Below are 15,926 nucleotides of genomic sequence, written 5' to 3' on the forward strand. Positions count from 1 at the left end.
TTCACGCCCAGGCTGGGTATCCTTCGCCGATGCCTAAAGTCGCGTTTGCTCTCTGCCTGCTGTGCACTCTGTTCGTTCCGCTGCAAGCGGCCGCCCGGGCAACCATCGACAAGATCGAGATCAAGGGCCTGGATGAGGGCGACGACGCCGAGATGATCGAAAACATCGAGGTTTCGTTGTCTCTTTACGAGGCCGTCGGCAAGGAGCAGGGCGAGTCGCGATTGGAATACTTGCTGGCGCAGGCCGAGCGTCAGACGCGCGAGGCGCTGGAGCCGTTTGGCTATTACTCGCCGACCATCGAACTGGCCGCGCCGCGCAACGGCGACAAGGTGACGGTGGTGATCACGGTAGAGCGTGGCGAGCCGGTGCGGGTGCGGCAGTCGCATATCTCCATCACCGGCTGGGCCGAGCAGGACCGCTACCTGGGCCAGGACCTCAAGCAGTTCGAGCCGCACGAGGGCCAGGTCTTCAGCCACCCGCAATACGAAGCCAGCAAGGTGCGCATCACCCGTCGTCTGGCCGAGCGCGGCTATTTCGATGCCGACTTCACTCAACGCCGCGTTGCCGTCACCCGTGCCGAGCATGCCGCCGATATCGATTTGAACTGGGACAGCGGCCGCCGCTACGACATGGGCAAGGTGCACTTCGATTACGACTACTTCCGCGAAGGCCTGTTCGACCCGTTGGTGTACTGGGACGAAGGCAGCTACTACCACGAAGGCAAGCTGGATCGCCTGCGCGAGTCGCTGACCAAACTCGATTACTTCAGCACCATCGATATCCAGCCCAAGCCCGAAGACGCCGACGACCAGGGCCGCGTGCCGGTGGAGGTCAAACTCACCCGCGCCAAGCGCACCGTCTACACCTCGGGCTTGAGCTACGGCAGCGAGAGCGGCGCCGGTGTGCGCGGCGGCGTGGAGCGGCGCTACGTGAATTCGCGCGGCCACAAGATGGACACGCAGCTGGACTACGCGCAGAACCGCAAGAGCCTGACCACCAGCTACCGCGTGCCGGCGTTCCGCTGGCTGGACGGCTGGTACACCGCCTCGGCGCGGCTATACGACGAGCAGACCGAGTACATCGACCTGCGCAACGTCAAACTCACCGGCAGCCGCAGCGGCCAGATCAATGAGCGCTGGAGCGCGATCGCCTCGATCAACGGCTTGCGCGAACGCTGGCGCTTCAGCAGCGGCAGCGATTTCACCGATGCGGTGTACGAAACTTCCACCCTGGTCTATCCGCAGCTGCAGGCCAATTACGTCAATGTCGACGACCGCCTGTTTCCACGCAGCGGTGTCTCCGGGCAGGCACTCATCCGTGGCGGTGCCGAAGGTGCCGGGTCCGATACCAATTTTGGTCAGGTCTACGGACAGCTGCGCTGGTTTCTGGGCGCCGGCGACAACAGTCGGATCATTCTGCGCGGCGAAGGCGGTACCACCTGGACCAGCGATCTGGTGGCAATGCCGCCGAGCCTGCGCTTCTTTGCCGGCGGCGCCAACAGCATTCGCGGTTATGCGTTCCGCGAAGTGGGCCCGCGCACGCCCAGGCCGGACGAGTTCGCGCTCGGTGCCAAGCACGTGGTCACCGCCAGCGCCGAATACGAGCATTACCTCAAGGGCGGCCCGTGGGGCGGCGCGGTGTTCGTCGATAGCGGCAGCGCGTTCGACGACAGGCCCGACTGGCATACCGGTATCGGCTTCGGTCTGCGCTGGCGCTCGCCGGTGGGGCCGGTGCGCGTGGACATCGCGCATGGCCTGAACGACCCCGACTCGCAGTTCCAGCTCTATATCGATATCGGGGCCAATCTGTGAGTACACCGACGCCGAACCCGACCCCTGCGCCGCGCGCGCGGTTCTATCGCCGTCGCCGGTTCTGGATCGCGTCCGGGCTGACCGTGCTGGGCCTGGTGGTGCTGGCCCTGATCGCGGTGTACTGGTTGCTGCAGACCGTGGCCGGGCGCGATGTATTGCTGGCGCAGGTGACGGCGCGCTTGCCGGTCGGCGCGACGTTTACTTACGGCACCGTCGAAGGCCCGGTGGCCGGCCCGCTGACCCTGCGCGACGTCGATTTCCGTTATCAGGACATCCACTTCACTGCCGAGCGGGTGTATCTGGAGCCGGATCTGCGCCCGTTGCTCGGGCAAAAGCTGCAACTGGATGCGGTGCAGGTCAGCAACGCCACCTTGAACCTGGGCAAGAGCGAGGAGCCGTTCACGCTGCCGAGCTGGCCCGACTCGCTGCCACAGATCACCGTGCCGCTGGCGATCCAGGCCGACAAGATCGATGTGGAGAACCTGCGCATCACCCAGCTGCAGCAGCCGATGATCGTCCTGCACACCGTGCAGGGCGGGCTGGAAGTGGCCGCTGGCGAGCTGCGTACGCGCGATCTGGTGATCGACACCGACATGGGCAACTTCCGCCTGCACGGCGATTACGTGCCCAGCGACGACTACCGCACCGACCTCACCGCCACGGCGGTGCTGCCGGCCGCGCGCGGGCGCACGCCGGCCAGCCTGGGGCTGGTCGCACGCGGCGACCTGGACAAGATGGAGGTGGCCATCGCCGGCCGCGCGCCGGCCCCGTTGCAGGCCAGCCTGGTGTTCACCGGGCGCGACAACCCGACGTGGGCGTTCAAGGCCGTCACCAAAGCGCTGGATACCTCGCTGCTGATGCCCGCCACCAACGGGCAGTACGCCGCACCGGCCACGCCGATCGCGCTGAACCTGCAGGCCTCCGGCAAGGGCGGTCACGCCGACCTGCAAGGCAGCGTCAAGCAGGGCGAGTTGAGCGCCACCTTGCAGCCTTCGCACATCAGCCTGCAGGACCAGGTCATCACGGTCGCGCCGTTGGTGATCGATGCCTTCGAAGGGCGCGCACAACTGCAAGGCACTGCCGACTTCCGCGACACCCAGAACCCGAGCTTCCGTTTTGCGGTCAATGCCAGCGGCCTGCGCTTCACCCCGACCCCCGACCCGGCCACGCCCGATGCGCCGAGCGTGCCGGTGGATCTGGTCGATGCGCGTCTGGGGGTGGCCGGCACCTTGAAGGCCTGGGCGGCGATCGGCCGCGCCACGCTGGAGCGCGACGGGCAGCAGGCCGCGCTGGTGTTCGACAGCCGCGGCAACGAGCAGCGCGCCCAGCTCAAGCAGGTGCAGGCCAAGACGCCTGGCGGCTCGCTCGATCTCAGCGGCGAGGTGGGCTGGACGCCAGCGCTGGATTGGGATGTCACGGCGCAATTGTCCAAGTTCGATCCGGGCTATTTCGTACCGGGCTGGGACGGCAATCTGTCCGGCAAGGTCGCTTCCAAGGGCCGCCAGTTGCCGGCGCCGGCCGGCGGCGTGTCGCCGGGCTTCGAAGCCACAGCGGAGATTCCACGTCTGGCCGGCCAGTTGCGTCAGCGCGCGCTGTCGGCCAACGGCAAGTTCGCCTTGCGCGGCGAGCAGGGCGAGGGCGAGTTGCAGCTGTCGCTGGGCAATAGCCGCATCAACGCCAAGGGCAAGGTGGGCGACCAGCTCGATATCGCTGCGCAGCTGCAGCCGCTGCAACTGGACGATGTGCTGCCGGGCGCCACCGGCACCGTGCGGGGGCAGTTGCAGGTCAGCGGCCGCCGCGATGCGCCCGACATCACCGCCGACATTGCCGGCAATGGACTGCACTGGAACGACTACAGCGCGCAGAGCATCAGCCTGCGTGGTCGTCTGCCGTGGCGCGGCAGCGACGGACAACTGGCCTTGCAAGGCACCGCCATCGAAGCCGGCATGGTGCTGGACAGCGTGCGCGTGCAGGCGCGTGGCGCAGTGGAAGCGCTGCGCTTGGATGCCGATATCGCCAACAGCCTGGCGAGTGTCGCGCTGCAGGGCGATGTGCGTCGCAATGGCGAGCGCTGGCAGGGCCAGGTCGCCACGCTGCGTATCGCACCGGCCAAGGGCGCTGCATGGTCGCTGCGTCAGCCGGCGCAATTCAGTACCGATGGCGCGGCCTTCACCTTGTCCGATACCTGCCTGGGCGCCGCTACCGGTGGCGCGCTGTGCGCCAACGCCAACTGGCCGCGCGAGGGCATGGTGGTGCATGGCGATGCCTTGCCGCTGTCGCTGGTGCAGCCGTGGCTGCCCAAGCAGGAAGGCCGGCAGATCTATCTGCGTGGCGAGTTGTCGCTGGACGGCAGCTTCAAGCCGCGCGGCAATGCATGGGAAGGCAGCCTGCGCATCGCTTCGCCCGAAGGCGGCATTCGTTTGGGTGAAACCCGTTACGCCGCCGTGGCCGGCAACCCCAATCGCGGCGAGTTGTTGCGCTACGACCAGTTCAGCGTGCAGGCCGATTTCACCCAGCAGCAGATCCAGGCAAAGCTCGGTATCGGCTTCCAGGGCGCAGGCTTTGTCGATGCCAAGTTCAACACCGGCTGGGACGCGTACGCGCCGCTCAACGGCGAGCTGTATCTCAATATGTCGCGTCTGTACTGGCTGGAGCTGGTGGTGGCCGATGTAGTGCGGCCCAAGGGCCTGGTCGAAGGCCATGTGAGCCTGCGCGGCACCCGCGACAAACCGCTGCTCGGCGGCGATGCGACCTTGAGCGACTTCACCGCCGAATATCCGTCGATGGGCCTGACCCTGAGCGAAGGCAAGGGCCGCTTCGACGCCTTGCCGGATGGCTCGGCCAAGATCACCGCCTCGGCCAAGTCCGGCGAAGGCACGCTCAACATCGACGGCGGGTTGTCGTGGTTCGGCACCAGCACGCCGTTGCTGCTCAATATCCGCGGCGAAAACGTGCTGGCCTACAACACCAGCGAGCTGCGCATCATCGCCAACCCGGACATGCAGTTCGGCATCACCGACAACACCATGCAGCTGCGCGGCAAGGTCACCGTGCCCGAAGCCGACATCGATCTGGAACGCCTGGATCGCGGCACTTCGGTGTCCGAAGACGTGGTGGTGCTGGACCCGGTGGACCCGCAAGCCGCGCCGTCGTCGCTACTGGATATGGACCTGGCCATCGTGCTTGGCGACAAGGTCAACATGAGCGGCTTCGGCCTGAAGGGCGGGCTGAGTGGGCAGATGCAGATCCGCGCCCGCCCGGGCCGCGAAATGACTGCCAGCGGCGGGCTGGATGTGCGCGGCCGCTACAAGGCCTACGGACAGGATCTGACCATCTCGCGCGGCCAGCTGACCTGGAACAACAACATCGTCTCCGACCCGCGCGTGAGCCTGCGCGCCGAACGCAAGATCGGCGATGTCACCGCCGGCATCGACGTCAGCGGCCGCGCCGAATCGCCGCGTGCGGATGTATGGTCGGAACCTGCGATGTCGCAGTCCGAAGCGCTGTCGTATCTGGTGCTCGGCCGTGGCCTGTCCACTGCCAGCAGCGACGAAACCCAGCAGGTCAGCGCCGCCTCGGCCGCCCTGTCGGCCGGCAGCAGCCTGATCGCCTCGCAGATCGGCGCCAAGCTGGGCCTGGACGAAGCCGGCGTCAGCCAATCCAGCACCGTCGGCTCGGTGGTGGGCTTCGGCAAGTACCTCTCGCCGAAACTCTACGTCGGTTATGGCGTGTCGATGATCGGCAGCGGCTCGGTGCTGACGCTCAAATACCTGCTCAGCCGCGGCTTCGACGTGGAAGCCGAATCGAGCACGGTGGAGACCAAGGGGTCGGTGAACTGGCGGCGGGAGAAGTAGCGACTGTCGGCTCCCGTCATTCAATGCCAGCTAAAACTAGAGGTCTGCGGTTGATGTTGATCACGGAACTCGGCGGGCGTTAGCCCGCCCAGGCGGTCGTGCGGGATCTGCCGGTAGCCAGTGTTCGGTCTGTTCGCGAACCTCGCTCAGCGTGCGTATGCGATGTCGCTGGGCTGGCTGCTCCGCCGTCGTCCTGTCATCCGCACGTTGCGAGCGCCGGTGCCCGCATTGTTGCGGGTAGCGAAAAAGACGCGCGGGCCTCGGCGACTTAGAGCAGCCAACAAAACCTGGCGAGCGAGCGCCTGTCAGTGAGTGCAGTGGTTTTGTCGGCCGTATCTTGGTGGATGCCGTCAGAAGTCCAGATCAAACACTGAGTGGGTCGAATGCGCGGTGCCCTCACCGCTCGCGGGACACGCCGTGAACCCGTCCCTGGGGGCTCGGTGGCGGCATCCATGCCGCCACACGGTCCCGCAAGCGGCGAGGACACCGCACCAGAGAGTTAGTCGGTGGCTTTTTAAAGCCATGCACACAGACCAACTCGACTGGTCCTTGCCCGCCCAGCGTCGCGGGACCTTACGCGGCATGGATGACGCGTAAGAGCTTACATGGACGTACTTGCAGCGTGTCCCGCGACGCTGGGCGGGCAAGGGCCCTGCAGCCAGGCCGCAGATCAGCCTGCCTGCAGTAGGCTGACGCGAAGTCGTTTTGTTAGCCGCTCTTAGCCTGCGGTCGCCCTGCGGACCTTCCGCTGCGTGATCAGGTCGGCGCCCCAGGCGACGGCGGTGGCCGCGAGTGCGGCCTGCGGATACGCGATCAGGAAACCGAAGGCGATCAGGACGACCTTGAGGCAGAACACTGCAGCCCATACCCAGCCCCAGCTCCATTGGATCTGCCGGCGTTTGCCTTCGCGCCGTGCCCAGCGCAGCAGCGCCATCAGCAGCAGCGGCAGCGCGATCACCGTGGCGGCATCGTGGTGGCCGGTGACGATCAATGCGGCCGGTATCAACCCGATTACGGGGATGAACCACCGCTGCAACAGCGGATGTGCGACGCGTGGGTCGGCCTCCGGGCGCGACTGCCAGCGCAGTAGCGACGTGCTGGCATACCAGGCGACCCAGCCGCCGACGATGATCGCCGCGCCATACAGGCCGACCTTCAAAACCGGTGACATGCCCGGCGCGGGATTGTGGTCGATCATCGCCAGCAGCAGGCACAGCAGCAGAAACGTCGCGCCGAGGATCACGCTGCGCGCCAACCCGAGGATGGCGACGATCGGATTGAACATCTGCCGCTCGCCGGCCAGGTACCAGGCGTTGGCGCTGCGTCGATCCAGCGGCGGTGGCGGCGTTCTTCCATCGGGCACATAGCCGATCAGATCCAGCAGCCGACGCACACGGGTCGGGCGGCCCGGCCACAGCATGGCCGGCAGACACATGTCCTCACGCGACTTCGGCCGCAGCAGTGCCAGCAGCTTGCGCACCTGTGGTACCGATGCGGCGCTATCCCCACGCTGACGCAATGCCTCGCTCAGCGCGTGATGTCCGGGCGGTTGCAGTAACCAGCGTAGATGCATCTGTTGACGGGCGCGTTCGACGATGTAGGGATCGGGTGCGTCGAGCGCTTCGTTCCAATCGAAAAATGCCGCCAGCACATCGTAGTTATGGGCGCCGATCGCATCGCCGTGGGCGAGCAACTGGTGCTGCAGGCCTGCGCCGATCTGCGGCTTGTGCTCGAGCGACCACAGGTCCGGCTGCGCAAGCAGCCAGGCCTGCAGCGATTCGGAATCAAGTGCACGTGCGCTGTGCAGAACGCGCTGCTGGACCTGCGCGATATCGATGGTGGGGAGATCGATGGCGGGCGCTGCGCTCCAGTCGGTCGCGTGCGCGTGCGTGCGCGGTGCATGGCGTGGCTCACGTGCTCGTGGCCGCGCGGCCTCGACCTCGGGTGCGTCGGCGCCGCCTACCTCTTGCTCCCGTTGTGGCGCGGCAATCTCCTGTGAGGTGCAGGTGGGCGCAGTGTCGGGCGCGCGGCTGGCGTGGCGTGTGTCGTTATCGCCATCGCTCGCGGTCAACAGCGCCAGGCGCTGCTGGGACCAGGCGAGCGCGGCCTGGTAGGTGTCGTGCAACTGCTGGAAGCCGGCCGGGTCGTCGTCGGGGCGGGTAAGCTTCAGACGCGCCGCGTAGGCGCGCTTGATCGCTCGCGCATCGGCGTCTTCGGCCAGTCCAAGCGCCGCCAGCGCCGCGTTCACCCGCGTGCTTCCAGATCGTCCAGCGCCTGCCCCAGCTCGTGGCGATGGCGTTCGATGCGCTGCAGGTCCTGGCTGTCCAGCGCCTCGCGGAACTGCGCCAGCCAGTGCTGCACCATGGGGCGGGAATCGATGTATTCCTCGTAGACGCGCTCGGTGCGTGCCAGCAGCGCCAGGTTCTGCTGTTGGTCGCGCGGATGCACCTTGAGCTCGGCCAGCGCCAGCAGCCGCTGTGTGATTTCGTTGCGATCCAGCAGCCCGGGATTCTGTTCGAGGATGAGTTCGTGACGCTTGCCGGTGGCGTCTTCGATCACCTCCACCTGCAACAGCCCGTCCACGTCGTAGGTGAAACGGGTCAGCACGCTCTGCTCGTGACGCGGGCGCTTGGGATCCAGGGCGACGCGCAACTCGCCCAGCTTGATGTTCTTGTCCACCATCGGGTTCTCGCCCTGGTAGACATCGATCATCAGCTGGCTCTGTTCTTCGTGCATCGGATGGAAGCGGTCTTCGCGGCTCACCGGCACCACGCTGTTGCGGGGAATGATCGGGTGGAAATAGCCGCCGCGCAGCTGGCCGTCGGCGCCGTGGCGCGCTACCTGCGTTCCCAGCGTGTACGGGCAGACGTCGGTCAGCACTACTTCGCGCAGCGTTTCGTCGCGACTTTTCAGACCTGCGGCGACCACCGCGCCGAGCGCGATCGCATAGTCCGGGTTGACGTGGCGCAACGGCAGGCGGCCGAGCATGCGCGTGGCCAGCCGGCTGATCATCGGCATACGGACCGCACCGCCCACCAGCACGATGTCGTCCAGATCCGAAGGCTTGAGCTTGGCATCGCGCAGGGCGCGCTCGATCGGCACCCGCATACGCTGCAGCAGCGGCTCGGCGAGCTGCGCGAAACGCGGTTCGTCGATCTCCCAGCGGTAGGACGTACCGGCGATGCTCAGCTGGATCGTGCTCTGCGCCTGCGTGCTGAGCTCGCGCTTGAGCTGTTCCAGACGACGCCGCAGTTGTGCGCTGTCACCAGCGGCGAGGGTGGCCAACGTGAGCTGATGCTCGGCGCAAAAGCCGTCCACCAGTACCTCGAGGAAGTCCTCGCCGCCGAGGAAATTGTCGCCCGCGCTGGCATGCACCTCCACCACGCCGTCGAACATTTCCAGTAGCGACACATCGAAGGTGCCGCCGCCCAGATCGAGCACCAGGACGCGGCCTTCGCCGTCGCGTTGCTGCAGCCCGTAGGCGAGCGCAGCTGCAGTGGGCTCGTTGATCAGGCGTTCGACCCGGATCCCTGCCAGTTCGCCGGCCACGCGCGTGGCCTTGCGCTGCGCATCGGAAAAATACGCCGGCACGCTGATCACCGCCTCTTCGATCTTGTGGCCAAGCGCGGCTTCGGCATCGGCGATCAACGAGCGCAGGATCAGTGCCGAGAGTTCTTCGGGGCGGAAACTGCGTTCGCCCAGTCTGGTCTCGCGCGGGCTGCCCATCCAGCGTTTGAAGGTCGCCACGCTATGACGCGGATGCGTCACCAGCCGCTCGCGCGCCGGCTGTCCCACCAGCAGGTTGCCGTCATCGTCGATACTGACCACCGACGGTGTCAGCAGGCTACCGTGCGGATTGGGGAACAACCGACCACCCTCGGCATCGTGCACGCCGATCAACGAGTGTGTGGTGCCGAGGTCGATACCTACGATCATGGTGAAATCCCTTTTCCGTTCGCTGCGAACATTCTAATGACTGCCATCCGGATGATGGCCCTGCGCGTCTTGAATCAAGGACACCAGCCAGAGCGATAGTGCAATTCCCACTCCGGGCCATACGCCTGCGCCGGCCAGGATCGCCACGATCATCGGTAGCGGTCCAAGCAGGGCAAGCGTGGCGATCAGCACCGGACGTGACACCGGTTGTAGCCGGCCGATCAGTCGGTATGCCGCTACATAGGCCACCGCAAGGCTCAGCGCCGCCATCCAACCGGAGGGTGGACTGGCGCAGATGGCGACCACAACGATCGGGATCATCCAGTAATGGCTAACGCGCCTGATCTGCCGGCGAGGCAGGTCACGCGCCTGCCAGCGTGCAGCCATCTGGATCAGCAGCAAGGCGCTCCATAGCGCCAGCCCCTGTCCGATTGCAGGAAAGGCCCATGCCGCATTGCCACTATCGGGGCGGATGGCCGAGAGGATAGCCGACATGCACGCACCGATCGAAAGCAGGGCCGCCATCGCCAGGCCGCGTGCCAGTCCCAGTGCTAGATGGCGTACGTGCGGGCGGTGCGGGTTGCCGATCTGCATCCAGAAGCGCAGGTTCTCAGGGTGCACTGAATCGGGCAACTGCTGCGGAAACCAGTGCTGCACGATGCTGCAGAGCCGGTACATCCATGCGGGCCGAGCCGGCAACAGCGCGGTCGCCATAGAGCGCCATGGCGAGGGTCGTCGGGCCAGGCGCGAACGTAGTGCCGCCGCCCATTGCGGCGTCATCGCGTCCCATCCGGCCACCCCCAACTCATAGGCCAGCACGGCGGCATCGCCACCGGGCGCCAGCGCCGCCTGCCGACGCAGCGAAATTTCCAGCTGCCGCGCTGCCGTACGCGCTGCCCGCAGCCACGTCAGGTCATCCTGTCCTTCCCATCGATGCCAATCGAAGGCGTGCATCAATGTGTCGATGGTCGACAACCGCAGTGCTGGACGCCGTACGCCTAGTGCCCGTAAGAGGTGGATACCAATCATCGCGCGTTGGTACGGCGACCAGGAGTCGACGCGGCTGGGCATCCAGTGGCTGAGAAATTCTGGCGACTGCTGCAGAACCATTTCCAGTACGCGCGCGGCCCACAGCGCATGGGAGAGTTCAGCCTCTGCATCATCGCCAAACGTGGCGATCAGCCGATCGAAGACCGCATCGGTGATGTGCGCGTGGTGGTTTGCCAGCTGATGCACGATGGCATCACCGATGCGTGGACGCATGTCCAGCGACCACACTTCCGGTAGTGCACTTAGCCAGCTGTCGAAGTCGCTGCCGGACATGTCGTGCGCTGCGGTCAGGATCTGTGCCGCGCAAGCCTGCACATGCGTCTGGTCCTGCCAGCGTGCAAGCTCTGCTTCCAACGCCGGATCCTGGATGCACTCGACCAGTGCCGGTCGCGTGCGCCTGGACGAAGCGGAGTCTGCTGGCAGCTCCAATGCTGCCGAAGGAGCCTCGAGCCTGTCAGCGCGGGCAGCGTCGTCGATGGGCAATACGATGTCCGCAGCCCACGCCAACGCCGCCTGATAGGTGTCATGCAATTGCTGAAACGCCGCCGGGTCGTCGTCCGGGCGGGTGGTCTTCAGGCGTGCGGCATACGCGCGCTTGATCGCGCGGCTATCGGCGTCTGCCGGCAGGCCCAGCGCATCTGTCGCCCAGGTCACTGCGACGCCTCCGCAGCAACGATGCCTTGATCGTGTTCCATGCTGATCCGCTCCTGACCAAGGAGGTGTATCGGCAGTAATCGCGCGGTCTTGAGGTCGCTCCGCAGCAGGTGATTGCCGGCGATTTCCTTTGGACTTCGTCCAATCTCCGACGCGCTGCCAACACCTGCAGCTGCCGCTGCGCTGAAGAGCGAAGAAGATGACGGGACCGCGCTTGGCAAGCCGGCATGCTTGCGATTCGATGGCCTGGCATCGGCATCGGCATCGGCATCTTCAAGGTTGGTTGCGACTGGAGCCTGCGGCTGACGACGTTTGCAGCGATATCGTGCTCAAACCGCGGCGCTTACGCACTCTTTATGCCCGCCCACCGACGCACGCATAGCCTCTTTACGCCGGGCGGGCCTACCTTGGCATCCCCGCACTGTGGTGCGTTGAGCCAAACACGATGTGTATCCTGATTTTGCAAGGTCCGCAGGCCGATCCGGCGCAGGTGGCGCCGATGCAGCTGCCCGAGTGTGCCGGACGTGCGTTGCGCACGCTGGCGTGTGCCGATGTCGATGGCTTGATCGCCGGCTTGCAGGCCGCCGGTGGCGATGCCGAGGTGGAGCTGGTGTTGCTGGATTCGGGCGATCTGTCGCCCTCTGCGCGTGCGCAAGTGCATGCCAGGGCGCTGCGTGCGGCGGTGGATGCATTGCCCACGCCGTATATCGAACTACATACCGATGCCGGCCAGGAGCTGGAGCCGTGGCTGCATCCGCAGCATGCGCCGTTGGCGGTGGTGATTACGCCGCACGATGCGCCGCGCGCCTATGCGATGTCGCTGGGCATTGCGGCGCGCTGTCTGCCACCGGTGCACGTGCCGTTGCGCGCGGCTGCCTGAGGAGACCGACATGTCGATCGTGATCGTGCGTGGGCCGGAAGCGGTGATGCCGCTGGTGCGTGGTCCGCAGCCGTTGCCGCGTGCCGTCATCCGGCAACTGGTGGCGTGTGCGGGGGATGCGGGCAAGACGGTGGCGCTGCGTGCCTGCGGGTCGGAACAGGAATTGCTGGATGCGTTGCGGGTGGCCGGCCAGGCGCGGATGGAAATCGCCTTGATCGATCCGGGCAGCTGCGTGGACAGCGTGCGCCTGCACCGTGTCCTCGGCGCGCTGCCGTATCCGTTCGTGGAAGCGCACGACGATAGCGTGGACCGACCCGAGCGTTGCCTGCCACAGGGCTTTGCCCAATGCATTGCCACAGTGCGCGGGTATTGCGCGCAGAGCTATCTGCTGGGATTGGAGATCGCGTTGGAACATCTGGGCTGCACGGAGATCCAGGGCGATGTCCACGTCGGCACCTGACCTGCGGCAGCTGCATTATTTCGCCGATTACGAGGGCTATTGCGATGGCCGGCCGGTGCTGTGGGGGCAACTCGCCTACAGCGTGGAAGTGCCTGCCGATGGCGTGCTGGATGCCGCCGAGTTGGTGTGTGCGTTGCGCCGGCGTGCGGCCGAGGCGCACGGACTGGAAGCGGGGCAGATCCGGCTGTGTCAGGTGACGCGCTTGTAGCGTTGCGAACGCTGCATGCACGCCGATGTGCCGAACCGCAACGGCGCCGCTCGCAGGCGACGCCGTTGTGGTGCTGGACTAACGCTTCATCGCAATCAGGTCACGCGCGCAATTGCGCTTACTTGCCCTTGCCGCTGGCCGCCGGCACGAACTTGGTCAGCTGGTTACCCGTCGCTGCGGTGCCGAAGTTGAAGCGGCCGTAGCCGGCGCCCCAGTACAACGCGCCATCCACGATCGCCGGCGAACTGATGACCGAGCCGCTGGCATCGTGGTTCCACACGGTGGCGCCGGTGTCGGTGTCGAGCGCGACCATGTTGCCGGCCATCGAACCGGCGTACAGCAGGTTGGGCGACACGGTCAGCGAGCCCTGCCCACCGGCCGGTACGGTCGGGTTGACGCGGTTGATGCCCGGTACCTTGACCTGCCAGAGGATCTTGCCGGTGGTCGCATCCAGCGCTGCCCACGAGCCGCCGTTGTGGCTTTGCTTATGGTCCGGTCCCAGGGTGTAGGTGGCATTGGTGTTGTTGTTGATGGCCACGTAGACGCGCGACTTGTACGGGTCGAACGCGGTACCCCATTCGATGCCACCGGTGGAGCCGCCCGGGCCCACCTGGGTCGACCACACCTTTGCACCGGTCTTGGCGTCGAAGGCCCAGTAAATGCCGCTCTTCTGCCCGGCACCGATCAACTGCTGCGGCTTGCCGTTGCGCCGCACGGTAAACAGATTGACGCCCGCGCCACCGAAGTCGTAGTCGGGCCCGGTCAGATTGGTCGCCTGGGTGTTCGGGCACAGGCCATTGGTGGGTGCGGCGATGCAGGACAGATTCCATGCGTCGTAGCCCTGCGCGCGATTGGCCCAGACCAGCTTGCCGGTGTCCAGATCCAGCGAGATCACCGAATCGACGTAGTTGTCCGGTGCCATGCAATCCAGTTCGTCCTTCACCGTCAGCGAGCCACCGCGATAGGAGCGCGCATTGGACACGCAGTTACCGACACCGGAGGGGATGTTGTAGTTGTTGCCGGTGCCGAAATACAGGCGACGGTGGACCGGGTCGATCGCCACCTGCCCCCACACCGATGCACCGGTATAGCCGTCTGGCACGTTGTAGAACTGCCACACCTTCTTGCCGGTGGCCAGATCCACCGCCACCACGCTGCCGCGGAAGCTGAAGGTATGGTTGGCAGCCAGGTTGCCCCAGTCGCCGGACGACACGCCGACATAGATGCGATTGCCGTAGATGACCGGCGATGAGGTGATGCGTGCCTGCGGGTTGGCTTCGACCGTGGTCTTCCACAGCAGCTTGCCGGTCTTCTTGTCCAGCGCCAGCAAGGTGCCGGCGGCCTGGTCGCCGACGATGATGCTGTTGGCGCTGATTGCCGGGGTGTTGCGCGTCACCGAGCTTGCATTGCCGGTGTAGTCGGACAGCTTGGCCTGCCAGTTCGGTTTGCCGGTCTGCGTATCAACGCTATACAGCGTGCCGCCCCAATCGGGGACGTACAGCGACGTGCCTTCCACGCTTGGGGTGGCCGAGATGTCGCCGGTCGTGGTCAGGGTCCACGCCGGCTTGAGGGTCTTGGCCGTGGTGCGATTGATCTTCCACTCGCCCGGCGCGAAGCGCGCATTGAGGTAGCCGCCCCCGGCGCTGGACCAACGGTTGGGGCTGGCAAACGGAAGATTGCTGCCAAAGCTGTGCCACACCTGACCGGCACGTGCGAACGCGTCGGCGTCCAGGGACGACACCGGCGGTTGGGCAGTGGTCGTGGCGGACTGGGCGAATGCCACTGCGCTGGTGAGCAGGCAGGGGACGAGCATCAAGCTGCGAAACCGCAAGCGGCGATTGGAGTTGGTCATCACGGCGTATCCATTGGTGGAAGGAAGCGCTGGATCCCCCCGGACCTGCCGCTCGAAGATCGCCGATTGCGATGACGGCGCAACACACGCGTGCGGCAGCGTTCAGATAACGGTCGGGTCCGTCTACCAATGGTGGCGTCGATTTGAAAAAGTTTCGTTCAATAATGTCGCTCTCGGCGCAAATCTGTGCGGATCGATCACGATTCCTGATTGCAGCAATAGAAAAAACCTTCCGTCGCGCCGGACTGACAGTGATGCCGAAACGCGGGTTTGCAAAAAGTAACCAGGAAATCTTGCGCCACCTTGTGCTGCGCCTGATCGATGACCGTGGTCTTTGTGCCGCGCGTTGGGTGGAGCCAAGCCGCGCGCGGTGCCGAGCGACCTGGAAGCCGGTGCGCCTGCGCTGGCCGACGCACCGGACGAGGCGCCATTGCCACATGCGCGCCACGATGCGTTGTCCGCTCGCAGTGCCTTGCTGGTGCCCCGCGTGTTGGCGATGCCGCTGCCATGGCGGCGATGCGCACGCGCTAGTTGCGCTCGGTGTCGACCAGGGCCAACTGTGCGATTGCGTCCTGTACCACCTCGGCGACCGTCGCATCGACATCGACCGATACCACGTCGGCTTCGTCCAGCGGCAGCTCCAGCGTCTGCAGCTGGCTGTCGAGCAGGGTGGCCGGCATGAAGTGGCCGGCGCGGGTGCGCAGTCGTGCGGCGATGACGTGCGGCGCCGCATGCAGGAACACAAAGCGCATCGCAACGCCGCTGCTGCGCAGCAATGTGCGGTGCGTGCCACGCAGCCCGGAGAACGCCAGCACCACCGATTCGCCGGCATGCACGCAGTCGCGCAAGGTGGCCGACAACAGCTCCACCCACGGCAGCCGCATCGCATCGGTGAGCGGTTGGCCGGCCGCCATCTGCGCGCGGGCGGCCACGCTGTGGTAGTCATCGGCATCGAGAAAACGGAAGCCGTAATGCGCCGCCAGCGCCTGCGCAATGGTGGTCTTGCCGCTGCCCGACACCCCCATCACCACGATGGCCAGGGGCGAAGCGGACGCGGGCGTGGCGCGCACAGAGGTGTCCATCACGTCAGGTTATATCTCTGGATCGATTCGGCATGTCGCCGGATTTCACGTTGGCGGCAGCCGATGCGTGGTGTAGCGTCGGCGCTCCCTGCCACGTGAGCGGACGCCCAGCGTAACGGCGTGCTCGACCAGGCACAAC

At 65.8% G+C, this 15,926-nt stretch carries 10 protein-coding genes and 1 pseudogene; 5 read left to right on the forward strand and 6 right to left on the reverse strand.

Going from position 1 to position 15,926, the window contains the following annotated elements:
• Positions 1 to 29: 29 nt before the first annotated feature.
• Positions 30 to 1,811 (forward strand): autotransporter assembly complex family protein, encoded by a 1,782-nt coding sequence (locus GGR61_RS05950; RefSeq protein ID WP_184620784.1) that lies wholly within the window; start codon positions 30 to 32, stop codon positions 1,809 to 1,811.
• Positions 1,808 to 5,665 (forward strand): translocation/assembly module TamB domain-containing protein, encoded by a 3,858-nt coding sequence (locus tag GGR61_RS05955; protein ID WP_184620785.1) that lies wholly within the window; start codon positions 1,808 to 1,810, stop codon positions 5,663 to 5,665. The genes GGR61_RS05950 and GGR61_RS05955 overlap by 4 nt, the downstream gene beginning before the upstream one ends.
• 20 nt (positions 5,666 to 5,685) lie before the next feature.
• On the opposite strand, the pseudogene GGR61_RS05960 reads toward GGR61_RS05955, so the two are convergent.
• The 4 genes and pseudogenes from GGR61_RS05960 to GGR61_RS05975 form a co-directional block, all read right to left on the reverse strand.
• Positions 5,686 to 5,821, reverse strand: a pseudogene (locus GGR61_RS05960) (IS3 family transposase); the annotation flags it as partial.
• A 562-nt stretch (positions 5,822 to 6,383) separates the two neighbouring features.
• Positions 6,384 to 7,913 (reverse strand): hypothetical protein, encoded by a 1,530-nt coding sequence (locus GGR61_RS05965; protein ID WP_184620786.1) that lies wholly within the window; start codon positions 7,911 to 7,913, stop codon positions 6,384 to 6,386.
• Positions 7,910 to 9,601, reverse strand: coding sequence for a molecular chaperone HscC (locus GGR61_RS05970; RefSeq protein WP_184620787.1), 1,692 nt, complete (start codon positions 9,599 to 9,601; stop codon positions 7,910 to 7,912). The genes GGR61_RS05965 and GGR61_RS05970 overlap by 4 nt, the downstream gene beginning before the upstream one ends.
• A gap of 33 nt (positions 9,602 to 9,634) precedes the next feature.
• On the reverse strand, positions 9,635 to 11,305 hold the full coding sequence (locus GGR61_RS05975; RefSeq protein WP_184620788.1) for a J domain-containing protein: 1,671 nt from the start codon (positions 11,303 to 11,305) through the stop codon (positions 9,635 to 9,637).
• Between the two features lie 445 nt (positions 11,306 to 11,750).
• Between GGR61_RS05975 and GGR61_RS05980 the strand changes: the two genes are divergently transcribed.
• Genes GGR61_RS05980 through GGR61_RS05990 form a run of 3 tightly spaced genes read left to right on the forward strand, consistent with a single transcriptional unit; the run spans position 11,751 to position 12,853 of the window.
• Positions 11,751 to 12,185 carry a hypothetical protein gene (locus tag GGR61_RS05980; RefSeq protein WP_184406543.1) on the forward strand — a complete coding sequence of 145 codons (435 nt, stop codon included), beginning with the start codon at positions 11,751 to 11,753 and terminating at the stop codon, positions 12,183 to 12,185.
• 10 nt (positions 12,186 to 12,195) lie between these two features.
• The gene (locus tag GGR61_RS05985) at positions 12,196 to 12,645 is read left to right on the forward strand and encodes a type II 3-dehydroquinate dehydratase (RefSeq protein WP_184406542.1); all 450 of its coding nucleotides are present in this window, start codon (positions 12,196 to 12,198) and stop codon (positions 12,643 to 12,645) included.
• Complete coding sequence (locus tag GGR61_RS05990) at positions 12,626 to 12,853, forward strand: hypothetical protein (RefSeq protein WP_184406541.1); 228 nt, start codon at positions 12,626 to 12,628, stop codon at positions 12,851 to 12,853. The genes GGR61_RS05985 and GGR61_RS05990 overlap by 20 nt, the downstream gene beginning before the upstream one ends.
• A 118-nt stretch (positions 12,854 to 12,971) precedes the next feature.
• Here GGR61_RS05990 and GGR61_RS05995 read toward each other — a convergent pair whose 3' ends face one another.
• Together GGR61_RS05995 and GGR61_RS06000 are read right to left on the reverse strand one after the other, a co-directional pair.
• A complete protein-coding gene (locus tag GGR61_RS05995; protein WP_184620789.1) occupies positions 12,972 to 14,705 on the reverse strand; it encodes a PQQ-binding-like beta-propeller repeat protein in 1,734 nt (577 codons plus the stop codon).
• Between the two features lie 527 nt (positions 14,706 to 15,232).
• Complete coding sequence (locus GGR61_RS06000; RefSeq protein WP_184406625.1) at positions 15,233 to 15,787, reverse strand: gluconokinase; 555 nt, start codon at positions 15,785 to 15,787, stop codon at positions 15,233 to 15,235.
• Between the last annotated feature and the right edge of the window lie 139 nt (positions 15,788 to 15,926).

The organism is Xanthomonas sp. 3058 (assembly GCF_014199765.1).
Classification (GTDB): Bacteria; Pseudomonadota; Gammaproteobacteria; order Xanthomonadales; family Xanthomonadaceae; genus Xanthomonas; species Xanthomonas campestris_B.

Coding starts and splice junctions, on each gene's coding strand:
- GGR61_RS05950 (WP_184620784.1), top strand. CDS start 30: ATGCCTAAAGTCGCGTTTGCTCTCTGCCTGCTGTGCACTCTGTTCGTT.
- GGR61_RS05970 (WP_184620787.1), bottom strand. CDS start 9,601: ATGATCGTAGGTATCGACCTCGGCACCACACACTCGTTGATCGGCGTG.
- GGR61_RS05980 (WP_184406543.1), top strand. CDS start 11,751: ATGTGTATCCTGATTTTGCAAGGTCCGCAGGCCGATCCGGCGCAGGTG.
- GGR61_RS05985 (WP_184406542.1), top strand. CDS start 12,196: ATGTCGATCGTGATCGTGCGTGGGCCGGAAGCGGTGATGCCGCTGGTG.
- GGR61_RS05990 (WP_184406541.1), top strand. CDS start 12,626: ATGTCCACGTCGGCACCTGACCTGCGGCAGCTGCATTATTTCGCCGAT.
- GGR61_RS05995 (WP_184620789.1), bottom strand. CDS start 14,705: ATGACCAACTCCAATCGCCGCTTGCGGTTTCGCAGCTTGATGCTCGTC.
- GGR61_RS06000 (WP_184406625.1), bottom strand. CDS start 15,787: ATGGACACCTCTGTGCGCGCCACGCCCGCGTCCGCTTCGCCCCTGGCC.